The organism is Paenibacillus sp. J31R30, assembly GCF_059692115.1.
On sequence record NZ_JCAUAV010000007.1, the window covers coordinates 243283 to 266363 of the forward strand.

17 protein-coding genes are annotated in these 23081 nt (G+C 46.9%); 12 read left to right on the forward strand and 5 right to left on the reverse strand.

Annotated elements, in window-relative coordinates; all coding sequences use genetic code 11:
• Positions 1 to 231 precede the first annotated feature (231 nt).
• A complete protein-coding gene (locus tag AC58QO_RS22845) occupies positions 232 to 2595 on the reverse strand; it encodes an immune inhibitor A domain-containing protein (RefSeq protein WP_497269547.1) in 2364 nt (787 codons plus the stop codon).
• Between the two features lie 317 nt (positions 2596 to 2912).
• Between AC58QO_RS22845 and AC58QO_RS22850 the strand changes: the two genes are divergently transcribed.
• The 4 genes from AC58QO_RS22850 to AC58QO_RS22865 all read left to right on the forward strand — a co-directional run bounded on the left by AC58QO_RS22850 (position 2913) and on the right by AC58QO_RS22865 (position 8056).
• The gene (locus AC58QO_RS22850; RefSeq protein WP_497269549.1) at positions 2913 to 3416 is read left to right on the forward strand and encodes a GNAT family N-acetyltransferase; all 504 of its coding nucleotides are present in this window, start codon (positions 2913 to 2915) and stop codon (positions 3414 to 3416) included.
• The gene (locus AC58QO_RS22855) at positions 3406 to 4182 is read left to right on the forward strand and encodes a stalk domain-containing protein (protein ID WP_497269551.1); all 777 of its coding nucleotides are present in this window, start codon (positions 3406 to 3408) and stop codon (positions 4180 to 4182) included. The genes AC58QO_RS22850 and AC58QO_RS22855 overlap by 11 nt, the downstream gene beginning before the upstream one ends.
• A complete protein-coding gene (locus tag AC58QO_RS22860; RefSeq protein WP_497269553.1) occupies positions 4166 to 4717 on the forward strand; it encodes a dihydrofolate reductase in 552 nt (183 codons plus the stop codon). The genes AC58QO_RS22855 and AC58QO_RS22860 overlap by 17 nt, the downstream gene beginning before the upstream one ends.
• A gap of 462 nt (positions 4718 to 5179) precedes the next feature.
• The gene (locus AC58QO_RS22865) at positions 5180 to 8056 is read left to right on the forward strand and encodes a golvesin C-terminal-like domain-containing protein (protein ID WP_497269555.1); all 2877 of its coding nucleotides are present in this window, start codon (positions 5180 to 5182) and stop codon (positions 8054 to 8056) included.
• Between the two features lie 51 nt (positions 8057 to 8107).
• On the opposite strand, the gene AC58QO_RS22870 is transcribed toward AC58QO_RS22865, so the two are convergent.
• Together AC58QO_RS22870 and AC58QO_RS22875 are read right to left on the reverse strand one after the other, a co-directional pair.
• Entirely contained in the window at positions 8108 to 8413 is a 306-nt protein-coding gene (locus AC58QO_RS22870; RefSeq protein ID WP_497269556.1) for a hypothetical protein, read from the reverse strand.
• Between the two features lie 145 nt (positions 8414 to 8558).
• Positions 8559 to 9533: an aldo/keto reductase family protein gene (locus AC58QO_RS22875; RefSeq protein WP_497269558.1), complete on the reverse strand. Its 975-nt coding sequence runs from the start codon at positions 9531 to 9533 to the stop codon at positions 8559 to 8561.
• 260 nt (positions 9534 to 9793) lie between these two features.
• Here AC58QO_RS22875 and AC58QO_RS22880 point away from each other — a divergent pair, with 260 nt between their 5' ends.
• Positions 9794 to 10675, forward strand: a complete 882-nt coding sequence (locus AC58QO_RS22880) for a TolB family protein (protein WP_497269559.1) — start codon at positions 9794 to 9796, stop codon at positions 10673 to 10675.
• A gap of 118 nt (positions 10676 to 10793) precedes the next feature.
• On the opposite strand, the gene AC58QO_RS22885 is transcribed toward AC58QO_RS22880, so the two are convergent.
• A complete protein-coding gene (locus AC58QO_RS22885; protein ID WP_497269560.1) occupies positions 10794 to 11405 on the reverse strand; it encodes an SGNH/GDSL hydrolase family protein in 612 nt (203 codons plus the stop codon).
• A gap of 20 nt (positions 11406 to 11425) precedes the next feature.
• Positions 11426 to 12826, reverse strand: a complete 1401-nt coding sequence (locus AC58QO_RS22890) for an FAD-dependent oxidoreductase (RefSeq protein WP_497269561.1) — start codon at positions 12824 to 12826, stop codon at positions 11426 to 11428.
• Between the two features lie 151 nt (positions 12827 to 12977).
• Between AC58QO_RS22890 and AC58QO_RS22895 the strand changes: the two genes are divergently transcribed.
• The 7 genes from AC58QO_RS22895 (at position 12978) to AC58QO_RS22925 (ending at position 23037) form a co-directional block, all read left to right on the forward strand.
• Complete coding sequence (locus tag AC58QO_RS22895; protein ID WP_497269562.1) at positions 12978 to 14033, forward strand: LacI family DNA-binding transcriptional regulator; 1056 nt, start codon at positions 12978 to 12980, stop codon at positions 14031 to 14033.
• A gap of 71 nt (positions 14034 to 14104) precedes the next feature.
• Complete coding sequence (locus AC58QO_RS22900; protein WP_497269563.1) at positions 14105 to 15721, forward strand: response regulator; 1617 nt, start codon at positions 14105 to 14107, stop codon at positions 15719 to 15721.
• A 17-nt stretch (positions 15722 to 15738) separates the two neighbouring features.
• A complete protein-coding gene (locus AC58QO_RS22905; RefSeq protein WP_497269565.1) occupies positions 15739 to 17598 on the forward strand; it encodes a sensor histidine kinase in 1860 nt (619 codons plus the stop codon).
• Between the two features lie 222 nt (positions 17599 to 17820).
• Positions 17821 to 19314: a carbohydrate-binding protein gene (locus AC58QO_RS22910; protein WP_497269567.1), complete on the forward strand. Its 1494-nt coding sequence runs from the start codon at positions 17821 to 17823 to the stop codon at positions 19312 to 19314.
• 96 nt (positions 19315 to 19410) lie between these two features.
• Positions 19411 to 20277, forward strand: coding sequence for a helix-turn-helix domain-containing protein (locus AC58QO_RS22915; RefSeq protein ID WP_497269569.1), 867 nt, complete (start codon positions 19411 to 19413; stop codon positions 20275 to 20277).
• A gap of 111 nt (positions 20278 to 20388) precedes the next feature.
• Positions 20389 to 21648: a hypothetical protein gene (locus AC58QO_RS22920; RefSeq protein ID WP_497269571.1), complete on the forward strand. Its 1260-nt coding sequence runs from the start codon at positions 20389 to 20391 to the stop codon at positions 21646 to 21648.
• A gap of 114 nt (positions 21649 to 21762) precedes the next feature.
• Complete coding sequence (locus tag AC58QO_RS22925) at positions 21763 to 23037, forward strand: FAD-dependent oxidoreductase (protein WP_497269572.1); 1275 nt, start codon at positions 21763 to 21765, stop codon at positions 23035 to 23037.
• The last annotated feature ends 44 nt before the right edge of the window (positions 23038 to 23081 follow it).

The following is a 23081-nucleotide window of genomic DNA, read 5'->3' on the forward strand; positions in this document are numbered from 1 at the left end:
AGCCTCCTGTAGTATTCAACTGTATATGTCCTATATATTCTGTTTAAAGATACCTTGTAAGGGCAAGCATCTACGGGTTAGTAAATATAAGTTATGGTGGAGTGTCTTTCCCTCCGCCAAGGTCCCAAGTTAAATCTTTACTTAATGAGTAGTCTCTGCAGGATTGTGTGAAAATGAGGAGAAATGCCAAAAAAGAGCCTCGCAATTGCGGGCTCTTTAAGCTAATTATCCTTACTTATGAATCCAAATGAGTCCAGCAGAATTATCCTTGGCTTCACCAACAACTCGGAACTTTAATCCCAAATTCGGCACTAGACGTCCGGCATCTGGAATCAATGCATTCATATAGCTGTTGGAATCGGAGAATTCTTCAACACCTTTCAAGGATTTATACGTATACTCGCCTCTCGTTGGGTTGTTGATGTACCATGCTGGTGTTTTGTCCAAAGAGAAGGCTGCATCTGCTACTTGATAACGTGTCGTTTGCGCGACAGAATCCTGTCCATCTTTCTTGAAAATCATAGCATCAGCGTGAGAATCTACGACGCCAAGGAAGCCTTCTCCAGGGTGAATACCGGTCCAGTTGTCTAAATAACTATCATCAGCATACCAAACGACAAGTCCGGTATTGTATTTGACACCACGGCTAAATTCCAAAGCCTTATCGGACCCTGCGTAGTTTCTCCACTCCAGATAGTAGTAGTGCTTCTTAAATTCAATACCGTTCGAAATGACAAAGCCATCTAAGCTAAATTTAGAAGCGCCTTCGGCATCGTCGGAGAATACGACTTGGCCATTGACGGTTAATTTGGCATTATCCATCGCAAAACCATTCAATGCAAGCCCGCCGTCCGTGACGTAGTCGAAGTGGAGGGTTACTTTTTTACCTGCGAAATGGCTTAAATCATAGGATTTATCTACCCAAGCGCCATTGGAAGATTCTGCGCGTGCGTCGCCATTTGTGTCATTGTCACCAATAATATCAAGTGTGACTTGTTCATTATAGGTCGAAGCTGTAACCGTTAAGTAGTCATACTCAAACTCGACATCATAGAGGGTTTTAAAATCAAATTTTGCCGTCTGTGCTTGGGTTAAATCAAACTCAGGCGTGGAAAGCGACGTATGGAGGTTATCGCCTTTTGTACTGTAATAGTACTTAGCTCCGAATGCAGGTTGAATACCTGCGACGGCCTTATCTGGCAAATTGACTTTGACGATACCAGGATTTTTCGACTTCGTTACACTTTGATCAATGATGGCCGCTTTACCTAATTTCGTAATGTCGGTGGAGTTAATTTCAGTTACATTGGCCCAGTTGCCGCCCATGGTTTTCTGGAAGAACTCCTTATTTTGAGGTGAAAAGGAGCTAGGCGTTGTCCCTGCAATGTTACCATTCCAGCTGCCGCCGCTCATGATGGACCAAGATGCAACGGGCTCACCTTGACCCGTATATTGCGTATCATATTCATCCGGCAATCCTAAGTCATGACCGAACTCATGAGCAAATACGCCAACAGCACCATCCTCAGGCTGAATCGTATAATCATAAGCTGCCATTCGGCCGCCCCAATAATCAACTGCTGCCGTTGTACCAGGAATTGCAAATACACTACTTAACGTCCAACGGTGTGACCAAATGGCATTATCGCCTAATTGACCTCCGCCAGCTTCTTGACCCGTACCCGCATGAATAATCATCAGGTGGTCGACGAGACCATCGGGTTCATTTTGATCGCCATCGCCATCCAAATCATATAAATCAAACTTGTCATAATCAGCTATATTGAGGCCAGTTGCAACAGCCGCATTCAATGCATCCTTCACAAGATCGCGAGGTCCCTTAGGGTTTAAATTATCATGACCTCCTGCAGGATTGTCATCACCGTATTCTACGGCTTTACCTGGTACGGTTAACCAATTGGAGACATAGCCGTTCACCGTATAGCTGCCACCGGACTGCTCTTCGTAGTACTGTTTGAAGGTTTTGATCTTAGATCCATCGAATAAAGTGAAATCTTTATCGCCAAACATGAGCTTCTGATAATGCTCACGATTAAAATCCTTAGCAAACATGAAACCAGGCTCTTGCTTCACATTGTTATGCTTAAAGTCCGAGAATTCCGTCAAAAGAACAAGCACTTTATCCTCACGAACTGGACCATTGTAGGCATCTTGTCTGGCCGATGGAATGGGGATGCCATTGGGTAGACCATTCTTCAAGTCCTGATGACCTTTGTTCAGCTGTGATAAAAGCTTACCTTTTTGCTTCGCAATAAACTCCTTTGATCTTCTATCGATCTCATTATTTTGCTTGTCTACTTTCGTAGGGGCCAGTTTATTGTTCTTTGTGGTGACATACGATTTGACAGCTTTCGTGATTTGTTCAGGAGTCGCTGTTTTGCTTAACAGACCTCTGTCCATCAACCCTTTTGCCAAACGATCATCATCTACGATATTTAAATCTACCGGCGGTGCTTCTAGTGCCTCTGAGTAGTCGGATCCTGCTGCGAATGCAGTTGTTGCTGTTGTGAAAAGTCCTGCGGTTAAACTCGTTGCTAGTAAAACTCTAGTAATCTTCGAGGTGTAGTTTTTCAATAGGAAACCTCCTGCAAAATAGAGTATGAGACCAACCGTTGTATTTAACCAGTGGTTATTTCAATTAAATACTAGATTCGACTAGTCTAGTAAGTGCTTTTGGTCCTGCTTACATATACCCATAAATTTCCTTATTCGACGTTGGCATTATACCGGATATTGTCGCCTTAGCAGTGAATTTGTCGTCAGCATAATGACTATGCATATCATTGTCGATGACCAAGGTAGTAGGTTAATAGAGTCGTGATTTCCGAAAAAAGGAAACGCTAGCCTTTCTCTCGAAATTGGTATAAGCAAAGCTTTTAAAAGGAGGACTCATGATGTATACATGTAGGCCGGCAAGTACGGATGATTTCAGTGTAATTAGTTCCTTTCCGCGTGATGCGGAAGAGCTGTATTTTATGTCACCGCTGTTTCAATTCCCGCTTACTTCGGAACAACTTGTGGAATCAACCAAGAGTAGGCTGAAGCAAACTGTAGTGGCAGATGAGAAGGGTCAGATATTTGGATATGCGAATATTTATGGGTATGTGGAAGATGAGCGCTGCTGGCTTGGCAATGTCATTGTTTCTCCAGAAGCCCGTGGTAAGGGAGCAGCAGAACACTTAATCCGAACGATGATTGCGAAAGCGAAGAATGAGCTGCAGGTAGAGGAATTACATCTTGTTTGTCATAATGTGAATACCCGAGCGCTGATATTTTATAAGAAGCTAGGTTTTAAGCCCTATCAAATTGAAAAGAAAACGAATCATGTAGGACAGACGATCGCTGGGATATGGATGAAATTGAAGGTAACGGAAGGAGAAATAGATGCAATATAAGCTGAAAACATTACTTTTCTGTCTTTTCATCATGCTGAACTTGGTTTCAAACGTAAATGCCGAGACTCCCCAGCCTGCAATTACTGTTTTTATCAATGAAGAACAAGTGAAATTTGAGGAAGATCCACAGTTAGTGAATGGGAATACACTTGTGCAATTCAGGCCAATTTTTGAGAAACTAGGTTATACCGTAAAATGGGATCAAGCATCTCAGCGTATTACTGCCCAGCGATACGAAAATGGGATCATGATGACGATTGGTTCTAATCTAGCATGGGCAAATTCCATGTCCCATTTTCTAAGTGAAGCTCCTCAAATTAAGAATGGTGTTTCTATCGTACCACTTCGCTTTGTAGCAGAAGCTTCTGGAGCCATTGTTACTTGGGATGAGGATACTCGTCAAATCCATATTCGCATAGATAAAAATGAAGCACCGGAGCTGAAAATTAAACGATTAATCGGAAGCTATGCTTGCTCGCATAGTGCTTATGAGTTTGTAGGTGCTATAACCAGAAGTGTCGGGACGAAGTGTAATGGTTATGAGGTAGGGGATATCGTACTTAGTGATGACCGCAAGCACGCAACGATACATTTTAAATTAGATTATTGGGTGAATCATCCAAGCATCATTAATACAGAATCTACGGATTTGGAAAATATGGATATCACGGTTGAAGTGAAGCATAAGGTAAATTCGGATGAAGAGGGTAATTGGTACTTTTCACCGGAATTAAGAGAGAGGGAATACCATGTTGTGGCGAAATAAAAGGGAATGTACGATCTCTTTCATAGTGGCAATGGACAAGAATCGCGTTATTGGTAAAAATAACGACATACCGTGGAGACTGCCGAAAGAGTGGCAGTACGTAAAGAAAACGACGATGGGGCGCTCGATCATTTTAGGGAGAAAAAATTACGAATCCATCGGCAAAGCACTTCCAGGGAGAAGAAATATCATCCTGACCAGGGATACGAGCTTTTCTGCTAAGGGATGCGAGGTTGCGCATTCAATTGAAGATGTTCTAATGATGTGCCGCGAAGAAGAGGAGATCTTCATTTTTGGCGGAGAAGAGATTTATCGTCTGTTTTTGCCATATGCGGACAAGCTTTATATGACCAGAATCGATCATGAATTCGAAGGGGATACGTATTTCCCCGAGGTGGATTTGACGGAGTGGGCTGAGATTTCCGCCCAGCAGGGGATTACGGATGAAGCGAATCCGTATACGTATTATTTCCATGTGTATGCCAGGGGAAAAGGGAGAGCAGAGCTTGAACGGGAGGAAGGTGTCGTGCTGTAGCGATGTTTTTCGCGCTTACAGCAGGTGAAGCGGTGGTAGGAGTGGAGTTTGATGTGCTGTAGCGATGTTTTTCACGCTTACAGCAGGTGAAGCGGTGGTAGGAGTGGTGTTTGATGTGCTGTAGCGATGTTTTTCACGCTTACAGCAGGTGAAACGGTGGTAGGAGTGGTGTTTGATGTGCTGTAGCGATGTTTTTCACGCTTACAGCAGGTGAAATGGATGTTGGTTGTGCAATAAGAACAAAGAGCCGTCCCCCAGGTCTTGCGACCTTCCAGGGACGGCTCTTTCGTTACGATGTAAAAGGTTATTTTTGGCAGAGGTGAAGCCTGTACGGATTTCGATGTACAGTGAACAAAGAATCCTTGTTTAACTTTTTTATTTCGGCAAACGTATTCAATCGTTCATAACCATCATATGACTAGGTGGAGAAGGGTTTCGAAGCATAGAGGAGGTGTTAGGATTGTGCCGATATTTAGTAGAAAGGTGAATGCTTATCTCGTATTGATCTGCTTAGTTACATTAATCCTTGGGGTTTTTCCAGTGGGTAAGGGGGTATCTGCAGCATCGATTTTTAGTGACAATTTTGAGGATGGAAATGCAACGGGGTGGACGGCTGCAAGCGGGACATGGGCGGTAGTCAGTGATGGAACTTACACGTATAAACAGTCGAATACGAGTTCATCCGCGGAAGGTGTTGCATATTCGGGAAGTACGAGCTGGGCGAATTACTCCGTAACGGCAAATATGAAGCTACATACGATGAATGCCACGGCCGCTTCAGGTATTATCGCTCGTTATACCGATGCCAACAATTATTATCTGCTCCGAATTCACGGCACGAGCGGGCTGCAGCTTTATCGCAAAAGCAGTGGGACTTTTACGCTTTTGGGTACATACGGATTCGCGATGGATGTAAACACGTGGCACACATTGAAACTGGAAGTGAACGGATCCGCGCTGAAAGGTTATCTGGACGATATGACAACCGCCAAAATCTCCACAACCGACACCACCATCGCACAAGGGGCAGTCGGATTTCGGACCTATGGTCAGAGTGCTAGCTTTGACGACATGGTCGTTGACGATGGGACGACGGTTGCGCCGATCATCATCACGAATGGGGATGCGGGGTATACGGAGACCGGAACCTGGCTGAATAGCTCACTTACGGGCTATAATGGAACCGCTTCCAGATATTCGACCGCTGCGAACAGTACAGCAACATGGAGTCAATATGCCCCGGCAACAGGGAATTACAATGTGTATGCGTGGTACCCGAGCAGTAACAACACAACAAGTGCGGATTATACGATTACCTCTTTGAACGGAACGTGGGCTAAGACGGTGAATCAGACCCTCAATCCGAACATGTGGAACAAAATTGCTACCGTTAGTGCAACTGTCGATACGGCACTCACGATCTCGCTGAAAGTGAAATCAGGCAACACACGTGCGAACGCCGTGAAATTCGAGGCAACAGCGGACGCGGCAGAGCCGGTTACACCGCCGGGCTCGGGGTCAGATACCACGACGATTGCGATTTTTGTCAATCAGAGCGGGTATGATCTCGACAAGCCGAAGCGGGCAACTGTCACGAACGTAGCGAATGGCACCCCTTTTTATGTGAAAAAAGCTTCAGATAACAGCACCGTATTCACAGGTTCCGTCAACGGACAAATTGCGGACTTCTCTAGCTTTAATCCCGCGAGTATTGGTGAGTACTATGTGCAAAGCAGTGGGCAGAACTCCTACAATTTTGCGATAGGCAAGTATTGGATGCAGCGGGTTTCGATTCTTCCTGCCCTGCGTTTTATGGATCAGTCCCGTCAAGATACGTTCGATGTGGGGGGTAACACAGGATATGGCTGGCGCGACAGTCATCAGTTTTCATTCGAATTAAACTCCTTAGTGCTGCAATATATGGCGAATCCAAGTGCTTATGACCGGATGCCGTATGGCATTTCCAATCTATCAACCAGTCAATATCCGGAGCTTCGTGTGCAAAATGAACCCGATATCGTGTGGCTCATGAAATTCGGCGCCAAGCGTTATTACGATCTTAAGACGAACAACGCCAAGGATTTGCATGCGCTCATCAAGGGCCAGCTTGCATATTTTCTCTTTATTTATCCGCAAATTAGCAATTATGTAAGCAGCAGCTTTTATACGCAAATAAGGGATTTTACGACCCAGCAGTGGTCGAATCCCAACTCGAATCTACAATGGTACGATGTAGGTGGCTCCAGCGATAACAATCTTTTCGCGACGCAGTCGGTCATCGGAACGGTGAAAGGCCAACAGCCGCCTGGATATGCCATCGTACCGAATTTGCTCATGTATGAAGTGGCGAAGCGCGATGGATTAGCGAATTACCAGGCTTATTTTGATGCCGCATATAACAATTGTCTATGGTTAATTAACAATGTGGATTTGAACAATCCGGCCAATACCAAAGGTCAGCGCATGAGTGAGCATATTACGATGGAAGCGCTGGCGTATTTCCAAGAGGTCTATCCAACCCTAGCACCGCCAGGACTATCAGCCAAAATCAATACATGGTCGGATCTGATGATCAAACGCTCCAATAATCTCTGGGATCTTAGGAAATATGCCGATCCATCAGATGGGACGGGAACACTGGATCAATGGACGGGAGGATTGACTGCGTATAACGAACCGGGCAGCCCTGCGGGTTTCATGGCATCGGCTTATGCTGCGCGAAGAGTACTCACCAATACGACCATGAAGGATAGACTTCAGCAAATTGGTATTGCTCAGATTGATGATGTTTTTGGGCGCAATCCATTTGGCAGACACTTTAGCTATGATGCAGCGACGGAAATTGCAGGCGTGAATAGAGGCTGGTTTGACTTCTACAATGGCGGCTACGGTCATCTCATGAGTGTGCCCGGCGTCTTGGATGGAGCTCCTAAAGAAACGGCATATCCATTCTCGCCGACGGCGGATCATGGATATACCGAAGGTTGGGTTGCTTTTAACACAGCATGGAATGACTCCTTGGCTTACTCAGCGGCAGATGACTTGGAGGTGAAAGCATTCAATTCGACGTTCAGTTCGGAGATTAGTTCGGCTGCGGCTGGAACCACCATTGGCATTCGATTGAAGGCACCGCTTAATTTTAATGAGAGTGCAGTTGAAACAGGGCAGGTCGTTATCACGACCAATACGGACAGCCAGAGTAAAGTCACGGTGACAGAGGCGAGCAGCAATGACTATTACTTGAGAGCGACCTATACGATTCCAAGCGGTGTAACTTATTTAGATATTTCGTACGGGATTGGCTTCTTTAAGAAAACGGTGCGAGTGAATGTGAGCTAAGCGTTTCATCCATACAGACTGCCTGACACGAAGAAGTGTCGGGTAGTCTTTTTACCGAGTTAACACCTTAATGCCCATCACAATATTCCAAATAAAGACGATGCAATAGGCAAGCCCGGTTAGTATCAAAGGGATGATGAACTGTGACATGTTACTTCCATTTACTATGCTGTTTAAGCCCAATATCCAGGTAAGAATGAAGCCTGCGATGGGCAAGCAATGCGATAGGAATGCCCATTTCGCATGATGTTTAACCTCGCGGTCTGTAACAACAAAATAAATAACAATGGGCAAAAGAAAAGGAGCAAAAAATACGCTGAAATAGCTTAAAGCGGATAATAGATGTCGGTTATCCATAAAAGCCTCCCATTTTCCAATTTGTTAGATAAGAAGTAATACGCCACGATTTGGATATTTATTACAAGACTGATGTGTACTAGGGGCAAAAGCAAAAAGAAAAGGATAGAGCCAGTATGCTCTATCCTTACTTACATGCCTTTGACTAGCGTGCTGGTGAGAAGTCTGCGATGTCCTTCAGAATAGCTTCGATTTGCTCTAGTGTTGCTGCGTCTAATTCAACATCCACAGCCTTCACATTTTCTTCGATCTGTTCAGGCTTGGTCGCGCCGATCAATGCGGTGCTAACGCCTGGCTGACGAAGTACCCATGCGATAGCAAGCTGAGCGATGGAAATGTCTAAACCTTGAGCAACCTGCTCCAACTCATGAACTGTCTGCAGAACGCGGTCATTGAGATAGCTGTTAATGACGCCATTCACGGAGTTGTTCGCAGCACGACTATCGGCTGGAAGGGGTTGTCCGAGCTTATATTTGCCAGTCAGAATACCTTGCGCAAGCGGTGAAAAGACCACCTGACCGAGCCCTTTGCGCTCGGATACAAGAAGAACCTCGCGCTCGATATAGCGCTCAAACATATTATAGATAGGCTGATTCGAAATCAGCGGACGTAGACGCAGACGCTCAGCAATGCTAGCGGCTTCGGTGATTTGAGCGCCGTTCCACTCGCTGACAGCGGGGTAAAGGATCTTGCCTTGCGTGACCAAATCGTCCAGCGCCCGTAGTGTTTCCTCCAGCGGCGTGTGAATGTCATAGCGATGGCAGAAATAGATGTCGACATAGTCGACGCCAAGTCGTTTTAAGCTTGCATCACATTGCTCCATGATGTGTTTGCGGGACAACCCGCGATCGTTCGGGCCATCGCCCATCGGGAAATACACCTTCGTCGAGAGTACATAGCTCGAGCGATCATACCCCTTAAGGGCGGCGCCAATCGCTTTCTCGCCTTCGCCACGATTATAAGCATTCGCGGTATCGAAGAAATTAATGCCGCTGTCAAAAGCCTTCGCGATACATGCATCCGCGGCTTTTTGCTCGGCGGCCGTTCCATAAGTAAGCCAGCTGCCTAAGGCGATTTCACTTACTTTTAACCCGCTGCGTCCCAGATTTCTATATTTCATTGCTGCAATCATCCTCTCATCTACGCTTGTTGCTGTAAGTATAAGGGAGACGAGGTTGGCCGACAAGAAGGCACTATTAGTTCACTTAGTTACGTGAAGTTAAGTAGTAGGCAGCTAGTTGGAGTACCATGTATGGCTGCATCACGCAATACCATCAGCAATCCCCAGCAGCACTGCATGCTCCCACGGATCCCATTTGATACGATTTGACAGTACTTTTAACGAGTGCGTATGATGGAACTAAAAGGACTGTGGAATCCATGAATACGTTGCAGAAGCCTCGCAAGCATGAAGAACGGAATGTGATCAGCTATCTTGAAATTGTGGATGTTTCCACAGGGGAACGTCATGTATTGGCTGAAATTGATGATTTAATTGAGGCACCTAACTGGACAAGTGATGGTAAGCGACTTATTTACAATCGGAGAGGTTTGCTTTATGCCTATGAAATTGCCACAGGTGAGAGCACGGTAATCGACTCTGGGTATGCGAATTGGTGTAATAATGACCACGTGTTGTCCCCTGACAATACACAGATTGCGGTAAGTCATCATACGGAAGAGGATGGGCAGTCACGTATTTACGTGCTTCCGCTAGCTGGTGGTCAGCCTGCTTTGCTAACAGCGATGGCCCCAAGTTATCTACACGGATGGTCGCCTGATGGTCGAGAACTATCCTATTGCGCGGAGCGAAATGGTGTGTACAACATTTACACGATTCCAGTTCAGGGCGGTGTCGAGCGACAGCTAACAGACGTCCCAGGGCTTGATGATGGTCCCGAGTACTCACCGGACGGTCAGCATATCTGGTTTAATTCGACGCGATCCGGTTTGATGCAGGTGTGGAGGATGAACGTGGACGGCAGTGAGCAGACGCAAATGACAGAGGATGAGAGTAACAATTGGTTTCCACACGTAGCTCCGGATGGGAATACGGTTGCTTTTATCGCTTATCGTAAAGGTGATGTCCAGCCTAATGCGCATCCCCCGAATAAAGAGGTTGAAATCCGATTGATGGCAAGTTCAGGTGGTGCGTCGCGTCTATTGGTATCTCTATTTGGTGGACAAGGAACGATCAACGTCAACTCCTGGTCACCGGATAGTCAGCAACTCGCTTTCGTTAGCTACAAATTGAAAAAGTAACCCACTAGTCACTCAACCGACGAAACGCACCAACAGAGTACTTCCCTCATCGTTAACTCAACAAAACAAACAGCCGCCCCCAGGTCGAAACCCGGTTGGCGGCTGTTTCCATGCCTCATTATAAACGCAACAAAAACGGTACAACCATATCGGCAACTCGCCGATGGCCAGCTTCATTCGGATGCAAACCATCCGAGGTGAAGTGAGGCAGCGTCAGCTTGTTCAGTCCACTTTCCGCGTACAGATTAAGCACTGGCAGCGCGTAAACCAGGCCAATCTGTTGAATCGCTTCAACGTAGTCGATGAGACGATGCCCAGCAGCATTCACGTAAAAGATGTCATATTGATCTTTGTCCCGCTGAAGCGGCGTCCACAGGCTTAGACGACACGTTGGATTCTTCGTCAAGATATCTTCGATTAACATGGCATACGCACCATGAAACGTAAACACATCCTTACTTCCCAGCTCCCCGATAGGCTTATCCAGACGAAAATCATTCACCCCAGCGAAGATGGTAACACAATCTAAGGAAGTGTCGATTGTCCGACCAACGTGTGTTGTCGCACCATAGTCGCGATCACCGCCAGCTGTCATGGGACAGCCGCTTTTGCCATAATTGATCACGCTTGCAAAGCCCAGCACTTCCTGAACAAGCGGCTGATAGCCGCCTGCTTCTGTAATGCTGTCGCCGAGCGTGCCCCAGGTTTTACCCTCCCATTTGTTAAGCATGCTGGAGAGTCCCCTTCCAATTAATTCTCATCATCATAATGAACAGCCCCAACAGCAACCTCACTCTCTGCATCCGCAAGACCAGGGTTATCTCCAAGATAAGCACCTTGTTCGATCAACTTGCGCTGCAACTCAGGGATGGACACCTCGCGGAAGCCAACGCCGTAGGCGCTTGCCATCGAGGCAGCGACGCCTGCCGCTTCGCCCATTGCGAAGCAATTCGGCATCACGCGAAGCGAACCTTGCACGGGGCGATCAGACGATACGGATCTTCCCGCGACGATGAGATTCGACTTGCCTTGCGGAAGCATACAGCGGTAAGGGACGCCGTGGGATTTTCCTTTTGGCAAATGTTTAATCGTCATCGTTGAGCCGGCATTCGCCAAATGGATATCAATAAAGTAGGAATTACGGGCAATATCGTCCTCGAAGGTACGCATGGAGAGGAAGTCTTCTACAACGAGCGTGTAGTCACCTTGAATACGGCGTGTTTCACGAATACCGATTTGATCGCCGGAATGGACAAGGAAAATGTTTTCAAAGCCAGGCACGTATTTCTTCAAGAAACGCATTTGTGTCTCAATCAATTGGCGGCCTTCGATCGCAGCTCGCGTCAAGTCTTCCGCTTTCGTTCCATCAATGTTGAAAATATGGCCGAAGTTAAAGCCAACCACTGAGTTGGAAATCCAGGCCATACCTGAGATACGTTTGCGGCCATCGGGTAGATCGCCGTTTTGCTGTGCTAACGTCACGGTTTTTTCAATTTGCCCTGTCTGACCGGTTTCACTGATAAACTTCTCAAAACGCTCCTTATCTGCCCCCGTCACGACATAGCACATTGTACCCGGCTGCAGCTCGCCATTTTCGCCGCCAACTTGAAAAGGAACTCCTGACAAAGCCGCAAGATCCGCATCCCCGGATGCATCGATGTACAACTTGGCTTGCACGACCGAGCGACCGGATTTATTGGTGATGACTAGGCCGCTGATGCGATCGCCATCGAGCAGCACTTGATCAGCAATGGTATGGAACAGGATCTGTGCGCCACTGGCTAATACTTCGGCATCATAGACGCGTTTGAGCGTTTCTACATCAATGGGAACCCAGTCCAATAGCTCTTCATAACGGTTGAGGAAATCCGGCCCTGCTGCATGCTTCATTTTCTCAAGCAAATCAAGTCCAATGCCTCGAATAACAGGCTTTTCTCCATCTGTATAAGGGCAAAAGGCAGGCACAAGCGCAGCCGTTCCCATCCCTCCGAGATAGCCCCGCTGCTCAATTAGGAGCGTACTCGCGCCATTCCGAGCAGCTGCGATAGCTGCAGCGATGCCTGTGGCACCGCCGCCAACGACGACGACGTCAGGGGTGTGACTGACTGTAAGCTTTTGAGCGGGTATCGTAACGCTTAGGGTATTATTCATGTGGATCGTCCTCCTAGTGTCTTTGTTTTCATTATAGATTTCTGTTCGAAAGGAACTAGTTTAATTTTTGTTTCATCAAAAAAGTAAGCGTGTTATGCTTGAGGCAATTATCACCTTTTTCAAAGCAACAGCCTGGAGGTGCACGATCACCATGACCATCACCCGCAAGTCAGTCACACTCAAAACGATTGCAAATGAACTCGGCTTAACCGTGCAAACCGTGAATAAAGCGCTGAAAGGCAAGCACGGCATGTCGGAAGCGACTCGCCAGCTCATCGTCCAAACAGCCGAGAGGCTTGGCTATTACACGATGGATCAGATCCGCAGTCTGCGACTGGATCATATAGCTCCATATCCGAATGAGCGACTGCGGTTCCTGCTCGTGCAGACAGCTGAATCCGTGTCGTATAACCGTCTGCTTCTGCAAGGGCTGCAAGATCGCTTTTTTTCCTTCGGGCATCGGATCGAACTGCTCCTGCTGCCGCAGCAGTTAAAACAGGAGAAAATGGCCAACTGGCTGGAGGAAGCGGGAGTCCTGTATGCTGACGGTGTGTTCATTGCGCCGAGCATCCTGCCGAAGGAATGGGAAACGCCGCTCTTTGATCTGCCCATGCCACGCATTCTGCTAAGCTTCCCGCCTACTGGCGTAAAAATAGATAGCGTGATCTGGGATGTCTATGAAGCGACCTGCCAAGCAGTCGCATATCTGCGCAGTCAAGGACATGAGCGAATCATGTACGTAGGGGATATTCAACTGCAGCGAGGCTCTATTCTACGCTGGCAAGCGTTTAACTATGCGATGCAAGCTTCCGGCATCATCCCCACACCAACGGAGCATTGCATTGGCCTGCGTGAAGACCAAGCACTATGGCGCGAACAACTCTCCCACCAAATCGCAAACAATAAACCGACCGCGATCATCTGCGGGATCGACCATGAAGTGCCAGTGGTCTATGACGCTTGTAGGGCACTTCAACTTCGAGTCCCGGAAGATATCTCTCTGGTAGGCTTCTTGAACGAGCAGCCAGATACGCTCCCTGAATTCACACGACCGCTGCTGCCCATCACACAAACTGGCTATCGCGCAGCGGATCGGATGCTGTGGCGGATTGCGAATCCGACTTTACCTTTTGAACATATTCGCATTCAAGGGGATTTTCATGTTGGTCTTACAACGGCAATCATAAGATTGCACCAGAAATCATAAGATCCTCCTATGTGTCATCGCGATGGCCAAGCTATAATGAAGAGAACTGCTACTAGGGAGGCCGACACCAGATGTATAAACTTGTCATTGTGGACGATGAACCGACAGTACGTTTTGGGTTAAGCAATTATTTTGACTGGAAGGCCTGGGGAATTGAAGTTGTAGGTGAGGCGGATGATGGGGACGTCGCGCTAGAGGTGATTGAACGTGAGAAGCCGGATATCGTGCTAACGGACGTACGAATGCCTACTATGGATGGGATTCAGATGTCCAATCAATTAAGTGAACGGTTTCCTCATATCAAAATTGTGTTCGTCAGCGGTCATGATGATGCTGAGTACTTGAAATCTGCGCTGAAGGTTAAAGCGGTTGATTATATGTTTAAGCCCGTCAATTTGAGTGAGTTAGAAATCGTGATTGAACGATTAGTAAACTCGCTAAATGCTGAGCAGCAGGAGCGTAAACTCGTAGAGGACATGCAAATTAAACTGATACAGAGCATGCCATTGCTGCGGGAAAAATTTCTGATGTCGTTGATTCGCGAAGGGGTTATCTACGCAAACCGTGTGCAGGATCGCATTGATTTTCTGAGTTTAAACCTGCCGATTGAGGGCGCTTACTGGGTTATTGCTATTCGTATTGATGATGCAACGGAGGTCGCACAAACACGGTCCGAACGAGATCAACAGCTGCTTTCCTACTCTGTGCTGAATATCGTGCAGGAGCTGATTGAGCGAGATATTGGCGGCTATGTGTTTGAAAATCAGATCGGCGAATTCGTAGGAATACTTCGCATGGCTCAGGAAGATGATCAGGAAAGCTTACTGTTCACCTTGGCCGAGGAAGTGCGCGAAAGCCTTCATAACTATTTGAAAATCAGTGTTACGATCGGTGTAGGCGAGCGGATTTCTAAGCTTGCCAGCCTTCCGCAATCGTATTCGCAAGCGAAGGAAGCGGCCGATCAACGCTGGTTCCTAGGGAAAAATCAGATCATTTCCATGGATAATTTGGAACAAGATGAGGAAAGCGTATACCGCTTCGATGCCTCGCAGCAAGAGCGAATCGTCTCTTCCTTGAAGTCAGCAGATACGTTAAAAGTGCAGGAAGATTTGCACGAGGTGTACAATGCTTTATCTCGTAACCGAACGGACGGCATTGCTTATGGACGCAACATTAGTCTGCAGCTGCTATTGCTCGCGAGCCGAATTTTGCTGGAGCTGCATGTGCAGAAACAAGATCTCGAAAGCAAAGAAAACGAGCTTCTAGCGAAGGTGTTCCAGCAGGAAACGTTAGGCGCGTTACGCGGACTCGTTGAGTCGCACTTGCTTGAGGTATGTGAACGGATCGGCGAGAAGCGAAATGGCAAATCCAAAAATGTGATCGAACGAACACGGGCGATTATCGATAAACGTTTTGCGGAGAACCTGCAGGTGGGGGATATTGCAACCGAAGTGTTCCTGTCCACGACGTATTTGTGTTTGCTTTTCAAACAGGAGACAGGAGAGACGATTAACGAATATATGACCAAGGTTCGCGTAGAGAAGGCGAAAGCGTTATTGAAGGATCCCGCCAATAAGTTCTATGAAGTGTGCTATGCGGTGGGTTATTCGGACCCAAGCTACTTTAGCAAAATTTTCAAGAAATATACGGGATATACACCGAGCACCTTCCGTGAACAAGTCATGTAGAGAGAGTAGGTTTACGCATGCATTTTAAGCACCGAAGCTGGGCGTTTATTACGACGATTTTCAAAAGCGTTCTAGCCGCAAGGCTTTGGCTGATCGCTTATGTGGTTTTAATTATTCTTCCTGCTTCCATTTTTCTATATGCCTATTCCCAGCGATACTCGCACATTCTGGAAGAAGAAGTGACGCGTTCGATGCTTCAAACGTTGAAGCAGGCTGAGATTAATTTAAATCTTCAGTTCGATTCGCTGCGTGACACCTCAAATACGTTATTTTTGAATCAGAAACTGATGGATTATTTAAGTAATAGAACACCCTACAATGAACAAATTGATGCGTTGAAGGAACTGCGTTATTTAATTGATAATGGCCAGGCAAATACGAATGTGTTCCGTGTACGTTTATATGTGGACGAAAATAAGCTCTTCTCCCATGAAAAAGTAAATTTCTTCCCGATGGATGTACTCAAGACACGTCCCTGGTATGCCGATGTTGAGCATGCAGGCGGTCGTCTCGTTTGGACAGGTGTGTATAAAGAAAGCTTTATAAATCGAGATGATGCTTATATTTTCTCGGGTATTCGCCTCCTTAGGGACCCTGATCATTTCGATACCATATCAGGATTCTTATCCGTTGATGTTGATGCTAAGACGCTTGAGAATATTATCGCAAGTATTTCACTGAACAAAGACCAACGTGTCTTCATTGTTGCACCGAATGGCAGTATTGTGTTCCACAGTGATAAATCTTTACTCGGGACGAAGCTGTCAGATGAGGTTCTATCCGTTATAGGTGGCAACAGGGAAGGCGTATCACCGATTATTGAAAATGATAATCAGCAGTATGTTGTGTACACAACTGTGGATGAAACTGGCTGGAAGCTCATAGCGGAAGTGCCGAAGAAGGGGATCAGCTCACGTGCCACCTCGTTAAATCAATTTTCGAGCGTAGCAACGTTAACTGGGGTGACGGTGTTATTTCTTATTCTTGTTTTCATTCTTTTAGCTTTTATTGTTCGGGGGATGAATCAAAGGGTTCAGACAGTGATCAGAGTCATTAAGCGAGAAGGTGTTGCTGGACTAGATGAAAGGCCGAATACCCCATATGGTGATTTTAATCTTCTAGAAAAAAGCGTTGATCATCTCATCCATCGTGTGAGGGATTTAATGGAAGAGACCTATAGATCCAAGGTCCAAGAACGCGAGGCACAGTTACGAGCCCTGCAGGCCCAAATCAATCCCCATTTCCTCTATAACACGCTGGATACGATTAACTGGATTGCCATTGGCCATAAGGCGCACGATATTAGCCAAATGATTGACGGACTAGCGAAATATTTCCGACTTAGCTTGAACAAAGGGAAAGATGTCGTAACGGTGACGGATGAACTGGAGCTTGCCAAGGTGTACTTGGAAATTCAACAGACGCGGTTTCCCAAAAGCTTTGAGTTCGAGGTTCAACTCGTTGGAAAAGATGAAGCGGGCGAGCTACCGAATACAGGGGTTTCTTTGGAATCGTGTGTCATTCCCAAGCTCACCTTACAGCCCATTGTCGAAAATGCGCTGCTCCACGGTATCCGTAAATCCAAAGGGAAAACAGGCAAAATTACAATTCGCGCTGCTATAGAAGGGGATGATCTGCTTCTTTCTGTGACAGATGATGGCATCGGCATGGATCCTGAGTTTGCACAAACCTTGCTGACAGAACCTAGACCGTCCATGCGCACAGATGGCTCTGGAAGTTCCTATGGCTTATACAATGTCAATGAACGAATTCGATTGTTCTCAGGTGAAGCTTACGGTCTTAGCATACAATCACAGCTTGGAGAAGGAACGACGATTACAGCCAGATTTCAGCTTCAACGGCAAGCAACAGAATGAACCAGCTAACGCCCAGAGCATTTCTCGAACTATAAGCCATGTTCTGGGTGGTGTTTTTTCATTAATATCGAAAGATTGCACCAGAAATACAAATATTATCACCTATATCTCATTCTGAGCCCTCGATATAATAGTTTAAAGGAGTTGATGTAAGCGTTTACCAATTCGCAGAGATCATTAGATTAGCACGCGATTATTCGTCGACAATGAGGAGGAGTAAAAATGATGAAGAAAAAACGGATGCTTACAGGCGGTTTGGTGGTGACGTTATCGGCCATGTTTGTATTCTCGAACACAGCGATGGCCTATTCGCACACGGGAGGTGTTACAACCGAATATGATCTCTCTTTCACGCAAAGCAAAGTGACCGCGAATCAGGCACCTTGGAATAGCGCCTACACGAGTATGATTGCAGACGCGAATGCGGGGCTTTCCGTTTCCAGCCATGCCGTCGCGACTTGGAATATTCCAAATGCTTATACGGATGCGACGGGGCATAATGCGGCTAAGCTGCTTATGGAAATCGACGCAAAGGCAGCTTACTCGACGGCATTAGCCTACCGCTACACAGGCGACACAGCTTATGCTAACAAAGCTAGAGATCTAATTAACAGTTGGGCAACGACCAATACCAACATTACGGGTTCAGATGCTCCATTGGTAACGGCTTACTTGGCTGTAGGCTTAATTAAAGCCGCTGAATTGATTAAGGGATACTCCGGTTGGAGCAGTGCGGATCAAACGCAATTCGTTTCATGGGTGACGACCAAATGTTTGAACAAATGGGATGCGATCGCTCAACGCAACAACTGGTGGGATTGGAGTCTGTATGCCCAGTTGTCTCTCTACCATTTTACGGATAACAGCACAGCTTTTGCTGCAGAAGTAGCCAATCTGAAAACACAGATCGATACGTCGATTGATTCGCAAGGCTTTATTACGGATGAAACAACGCGTGGAGCTAATGCGATGTGGTATCACTACTTCGCGCTTTCGCCGATGACTGCGGCAGCTGAAATTATTTACAATGATACGGGCGAAGATTTGTACAACTGGACCTCGGCCAACGGCAAAAGCATCAAACTCGCATTAGATAAATTCTTCTATTATGTCAATGGACATGTGGGAGAATGGCCGTATGGCGGAACGCAAAATTTTGCGAACCCGATGGTTGCCAACAAATGGCCGGTAGATTTGTTTGAGGCCATGGCGGAAGTGTATCAAGAGCCGAGCTACGAAACCTATGTTGCGCCTTACCGTCCGATTACGGCTAACGTTAACAGCAACAGCGGCTATTACTTGTCCTATTCGTGGATGTATCCAACCTTGCTGAAGTCCACGACCAAAGTGGAAGCAGAAAGCTATAGCGGACAGTCCGGCATCGTCGTAGCCGCGACTGCCGATGTCGGTGGAGGCAGCAAAGTCGGTCAAACCGCGAATAACGATTACGTGTACTACAATAACGTCAATTTCGGAAGCGGTGTCTCCAATATTCGCTTCAGATACGCAACGCCGAATACGAATGCAGTGCTGGAAGTGCGCAGCGGAAGCTCAACAGGCACATTACTAGGCACAGTCTCCTTATCGAGCACAGGCAGCTGGACGTCTTACAAGACAGCATCCGTGCCTGTGACAGGGGCGAGCGGGACGAAGAATGTGTACGTTGTGTTCAAAGGCGGCACGTCCGTTGCTGATTTGAACTGGTTCACGTATTAATACTTAAACGAATAGGGCTGTCTACCGAGTAGTGTCAACTGCTTTGGTGGGCAGCTCTTCATCACATCAACCCGACTATCGAAAGGAGGGAAGATATTGGCAGCTGAATCGATCCTAAATCAAAATTTGCGACCGTATATTGTTTATGCGGATCAGTTGCATTTTAAACTGTGGAATACACACTCCCGAATCATCACCGATTATTTGCTGCTGTATGTGCTAGACGGTTCAGCGCAATTATCCGTTGAGGGGAATACATATCAATTGAAGACCGGGCAGTTCAGTTTCATCCAACCTGGTATCGTTCATCAGCTCGAATCGGATTCATCTCTTACGGTACTGGCGCTCCACTTTGTGCTGCTTCCGTCTAAAAATGGGGAGCAGCCGCCAATGATTGTGCCGATCGAACAGGTTCCTAAACCTGTGGTGGCCAATATGCAGCCCAGCTTAACGACGTTTGCTGACATTGATATACCTGTCGTATTTACTTCATCCAGAAACGAATGGATGGTTGATGTCTTTCGGCAATTGCTCGAACACTGGAATCGAAAAAACGCCATCGATTTGCTCCAAGCCAATGTGCATGCCTCAGAAATTATTTTGCATCTATTAAAAGAATACACATCCCAGGACAGCTCAGAACACAAGAGCTTAACCTCTTTAAATTGGGTGCCTGCTTATATGCAGTATCGGCTATCCGAGCCGCTTTCTGTGGAGGAAATGGCACGTAAAGCATTCATGTCCCGATCGTATTTCTCCATGGTATTCCGAAATCAATTTGGTATGGCGCCTCATCAATATTTGCTAAAGCTAAGGCTCGATTATGCAACGGATTTGTTGCGAGGCAGCTCAATGTCGCTGCAAAGCATTTCTGACAGCTGCGGTTTTTCAAGTGTGCATCATTTTTCAAAAACATATAAACTCCGCTTTGGATGTCCGCCAAGTCATATAAGACGAGAATAATTTAAAAGACGTTTTGATAAATTTATTGCTTTTTTTGATAAAGCCAAACGATGCATTATCCACCTATAATGGTGCCATATACCATATTACTTCAAACTCAGGGAGGCCGTTATGATCTCGTATGCAGGCATTACTAATCCGTTCGGAACTGGCGCCTACAGTGTAGAGCGAAACTCGAAGGTGTTGCGAAGATACAGATACATTCATGAGCAGTTGTTTCGCCTAGCAGCCGGGCAGCTTCCAGCGAGAGCTCACTGGCATCTGAAGGCAGCGCTGGGCAAGCATCTTTTTGAGGATGCTGAAGCGACAGGTTCTCTCCGTCAACGCGTTCTGGAATTGAGAACCTCCCCGATGCTCTTGCAAAAAGAGCCGAACGCGACACTTGCTTTGCTATTTGACGAGTTGATTCATGCGGAGAGTGATCTTGAGCTGCTTGTTGGTGTATACCGAGTAATGAAACCAGCTTTACTGAGAGCGTATACACAACATATGGCGGATACCCAGCAGCTTGTCGATTATCCGACGGTGCGCCTGCTAAAGGTGCTTTCCTCCGATTTACGTGAACAGATCGAGTGGGGAGAAGCTATGATTGCGGCACTGAAGCAAGAAGGGGAATCCTTGGAGCAGGCAGCGGAATTCGAAAACAGAATTCTAGGCTACTTAGAGGCAGCCGGAGGCATTAGCGGCGATCAAGGAACTTTCACACATGTTCCCGCTCGATGGCGGTCTGGGAAAGTCTATGAGATGCCGAAGAAGGCCATACGGGATGCGAAAAGGATGGGGCCACCTGCAATCGGACGTACGGCCATTCCAAACTTGCCTAACGATCCTGTAAAAATCCGATTAATCGAAATGATGAAGGTCAGACAAGAGGAAATGTCGGCAGTGGAAAATCTGGCCAGTGTCATCTACGACCTAAAGCAGATGCCATGGGAGTTTTATCAGGATTTGGCTCGGCATCTATGGGATGAAGTGCGACACGCGTTGTTCGGCCAAGCGGCGCTTGAGGCAGAAGGGATCGATTGGATGTCGTTGCGGCAATATGTTGGCGGCTATGATCCTCTCATTGAGAAGCTTCCAGCTCAGCGGTATGCGCTTTTAAGCATTGGCTTTGAAGAAAAAGCGATGCGGCGCCCTGGCAAAATCGCGGAGTACGAGTTCTGCCGTGACGATGCCAAACACCCGCTGATGGAGCGGTTCCAGGATTACGACTGGGCTGACGAAGTGACACATGCTGCGTTCGGTCGCAAGTGGACGCCGGAACTGTTCGGTGAAGACCTGGATTACGTCAGGCAGGTCGCGGATGTGGATATGGCGGAGCGGGAGAAATTTTTCCAAGCATGGGCGAAGCTGCAAGAGGCGGAGGGCTAACATGCAAGCATTTATAGACGATTCTCTGAAAACATTAGATGAACAGTTGAAGCGAATTAAGCTTTATCACATTAGGTTTATCCAATACCTTAAATGAACGAAAGAGGGATGACAATGAGTAACCAACCTACCCAAACTTATGATTTTCAAAGAAAGATCGAAACGTACGATTCAGCGGATGTCGTTGTCATTGGCGGAGGGCCGGCTGGCACTGCGGCTGCGATTAGTGCGGCAAGACTAGGGAAGAAAGTCACGCTGTTGGAAAAATCAGGTCAATTAGGCGGCATGGGCACACTCGCGAATGTCAGCGTATTTATGCCGATCGGTAACGTAACTGGTATTTATCGTGAGATGATCGCGGAAGCATTGGCGGATCATCTGCCTAAAGATCATGATGTATCGATCGCCCCGCAATATTCTCCTTTCATAATAAGACAGTATTTAAATGAAAAGATGAAGAAGGAAGGAATCAAGGTCATCTATCATGCGGAGTTTATCGGGACGGTAAAGGAAGACAGAACGGTGAAGGCTGTTATCGTATCGACGCGTGAAGGCTTAAAGGCGTTTGAAGGTAAGCAATTCATCGACTGTACGGGAGATGCAAGAGCCGCAATTGATGCTGGCGTATCCTTCACGTCAGGTAGAGATGAAGACGGCATGACCCAGCCGATGACATTGATGTTTATGATGCAAAATACTGGTCAGCCCGTGAAGCAATTTTTGCCTGAAGGCTGCTATCATTACGAAGAAATCTCGGATTTACCTCAAGGCCGCCGGTTATATTGGGAGCGAAACAATGATGGCCAATTGCTTGTGAATATGACGCGTGTCAAGGGCAATGGCGCTAAAATCGAAGATGTCAACTTTGCCGAGACAGAGGCATTGAGACAAGTGTTTTCCGTCGTCAATTATTTGCAGCGGAACGGATTTGAAAACTACGCGCTCTCCCATGTTCCGAATCAAGTCGGCGTCCGGGAAACGAACCAAATTCAAGGTCTCTATACGCTGACGGAGCAGGACGTTGTGAAAGGGACTCGCTTTGCGGACGTTGTCGCACAAACGAACTACGAAATCGACATCCACAGTCCTGATGGCAAAAAGACAACCGATGAGCGGAAAGTCGATGGATACGATATCCCATACCGTTGTATGGTGAGTGAGCAGCTAGATAACCTGCTGGTAGCTGGCAGATCGATCTCAGCGACGCATGTGGCAATGTCCTCTATGCGCGTACAGGCAACTTGTTACGCGCTAGGGCAAGCTGCAGGGATCGCAGCATCCATTGCCACAGACGACGCCTGCCCAGTCCAGGACATTTCGATCGAAGCGCTTCATAGTGCTTTGGGTGCTCAGGATGTTGTGTTTTATAAGCAAGTGTCTTATCAATAAAAAGTAACCCGAAAAGCCACCTCTTCGTGAGGTGGCTTTTTTAC

Excerpts from the sequence above, each read along its gene's own strand:
- AC58QO_RS22870 (WP_497269556.1), bottom strand. The coding sequence starts at position 8,413 with ATGGATAACCGACATCTATTATCCGCTTTAAGCTATTTCAGCGTATTT.
- AC58QO_RS22880 (WP_497269559.1), top strand. The coding sequence starts at position 9,794 with ATGAATACGTTGCAGAAGCCTCGCAAGCATGAAGAACGGAATGTGATC.
- AC58QO_RS22850 (WP_497269549.1), top strand. The coding sequence starts at position 2,913 with ATGATGTATACATGTAGGCCGGCAAGTACGGATGATTTCAGTGTAATT.
- AC58QO_RS22905 (WP_497269565.1), top strand. The coding sequence starts at position 15,739 with ATGCATTTTAAGCACCGAAGCTGGGCGTTTATTACGACGATTTTCAAA.
- AC58QO_RS22885 (WP_497269560.1), bottom strand. The coding sequence starts at position 11,405 with ATGCTTAACAAATGGGAGGGTAAAACCTGGGGCACGCTCGGCGACAGC.
- AC58QO_RS22910 (WP_497269567.1), top strand. The coding sequence starts at position 17,821 with ATGATGAAGAAAAAACGGATGCTTACAGGCGGTTTGGTGGTGACGTTA.
- AC58QO_RS22875 (WP_497269558.1), bottom strand. The coding sequence starts at position 9,533 with ATGAAATATAGAAATCTGGGACGCAGCGGGTTAAAAGTAAGTGAAATC.
- AC58QO_RS22925 (WP_497269572.1), top strand. The coding sequence starts at position 21,763 with ATGAGTAACCAACCTACCCAAACTTATGATTTTCAAAGAAAGATCGAA.
- AC58QO_RS22855 (WP_497269551.1), top strand. The coding sequence starts at position 3,406 with ATGCAATATAAGCTGAAAACATTACTTTTCTGTCTTTTCATCATGCTG.
- AC58QO_RS22900 (WP_497269563.1), top strand. The coding sequence starts at position 14,105 with ATGTATAAACTTGTCATTGTGGACGATGAACCGACAGTACGTTTTGGG.
- AC58QO_RS22890 (WP_497269561.1), bottom strand. The coding sequence starts at position 12,826 with ATGAATAATACCCTAAGCGTTACGATACCCGCTCAAAAGCTTACAGTC.
- AC58QO_RS22860 (WP_497269553.1), top strand. The coding sequence starts at position 4,166 with ATGTTGTGGCGAAATAAAAGGGAATGTACGATCTCTTTCATAGTGGCA.
- AC58QO_RS22920 (WP_497269571.1), top strand. The coding sequence starts at position 20,389 with ATGATCTCGTATGCAGGCATTACTAATCCGTTCGGAACTGGCGCCTAC.
- AC58QO_RS22895 (WP_497269562.1), top strand. The coding sequence starts at position 12,978 with ATGACCATCACCCGCAAGTCAGTCACACTCAAAACGATTGCAAATGAA.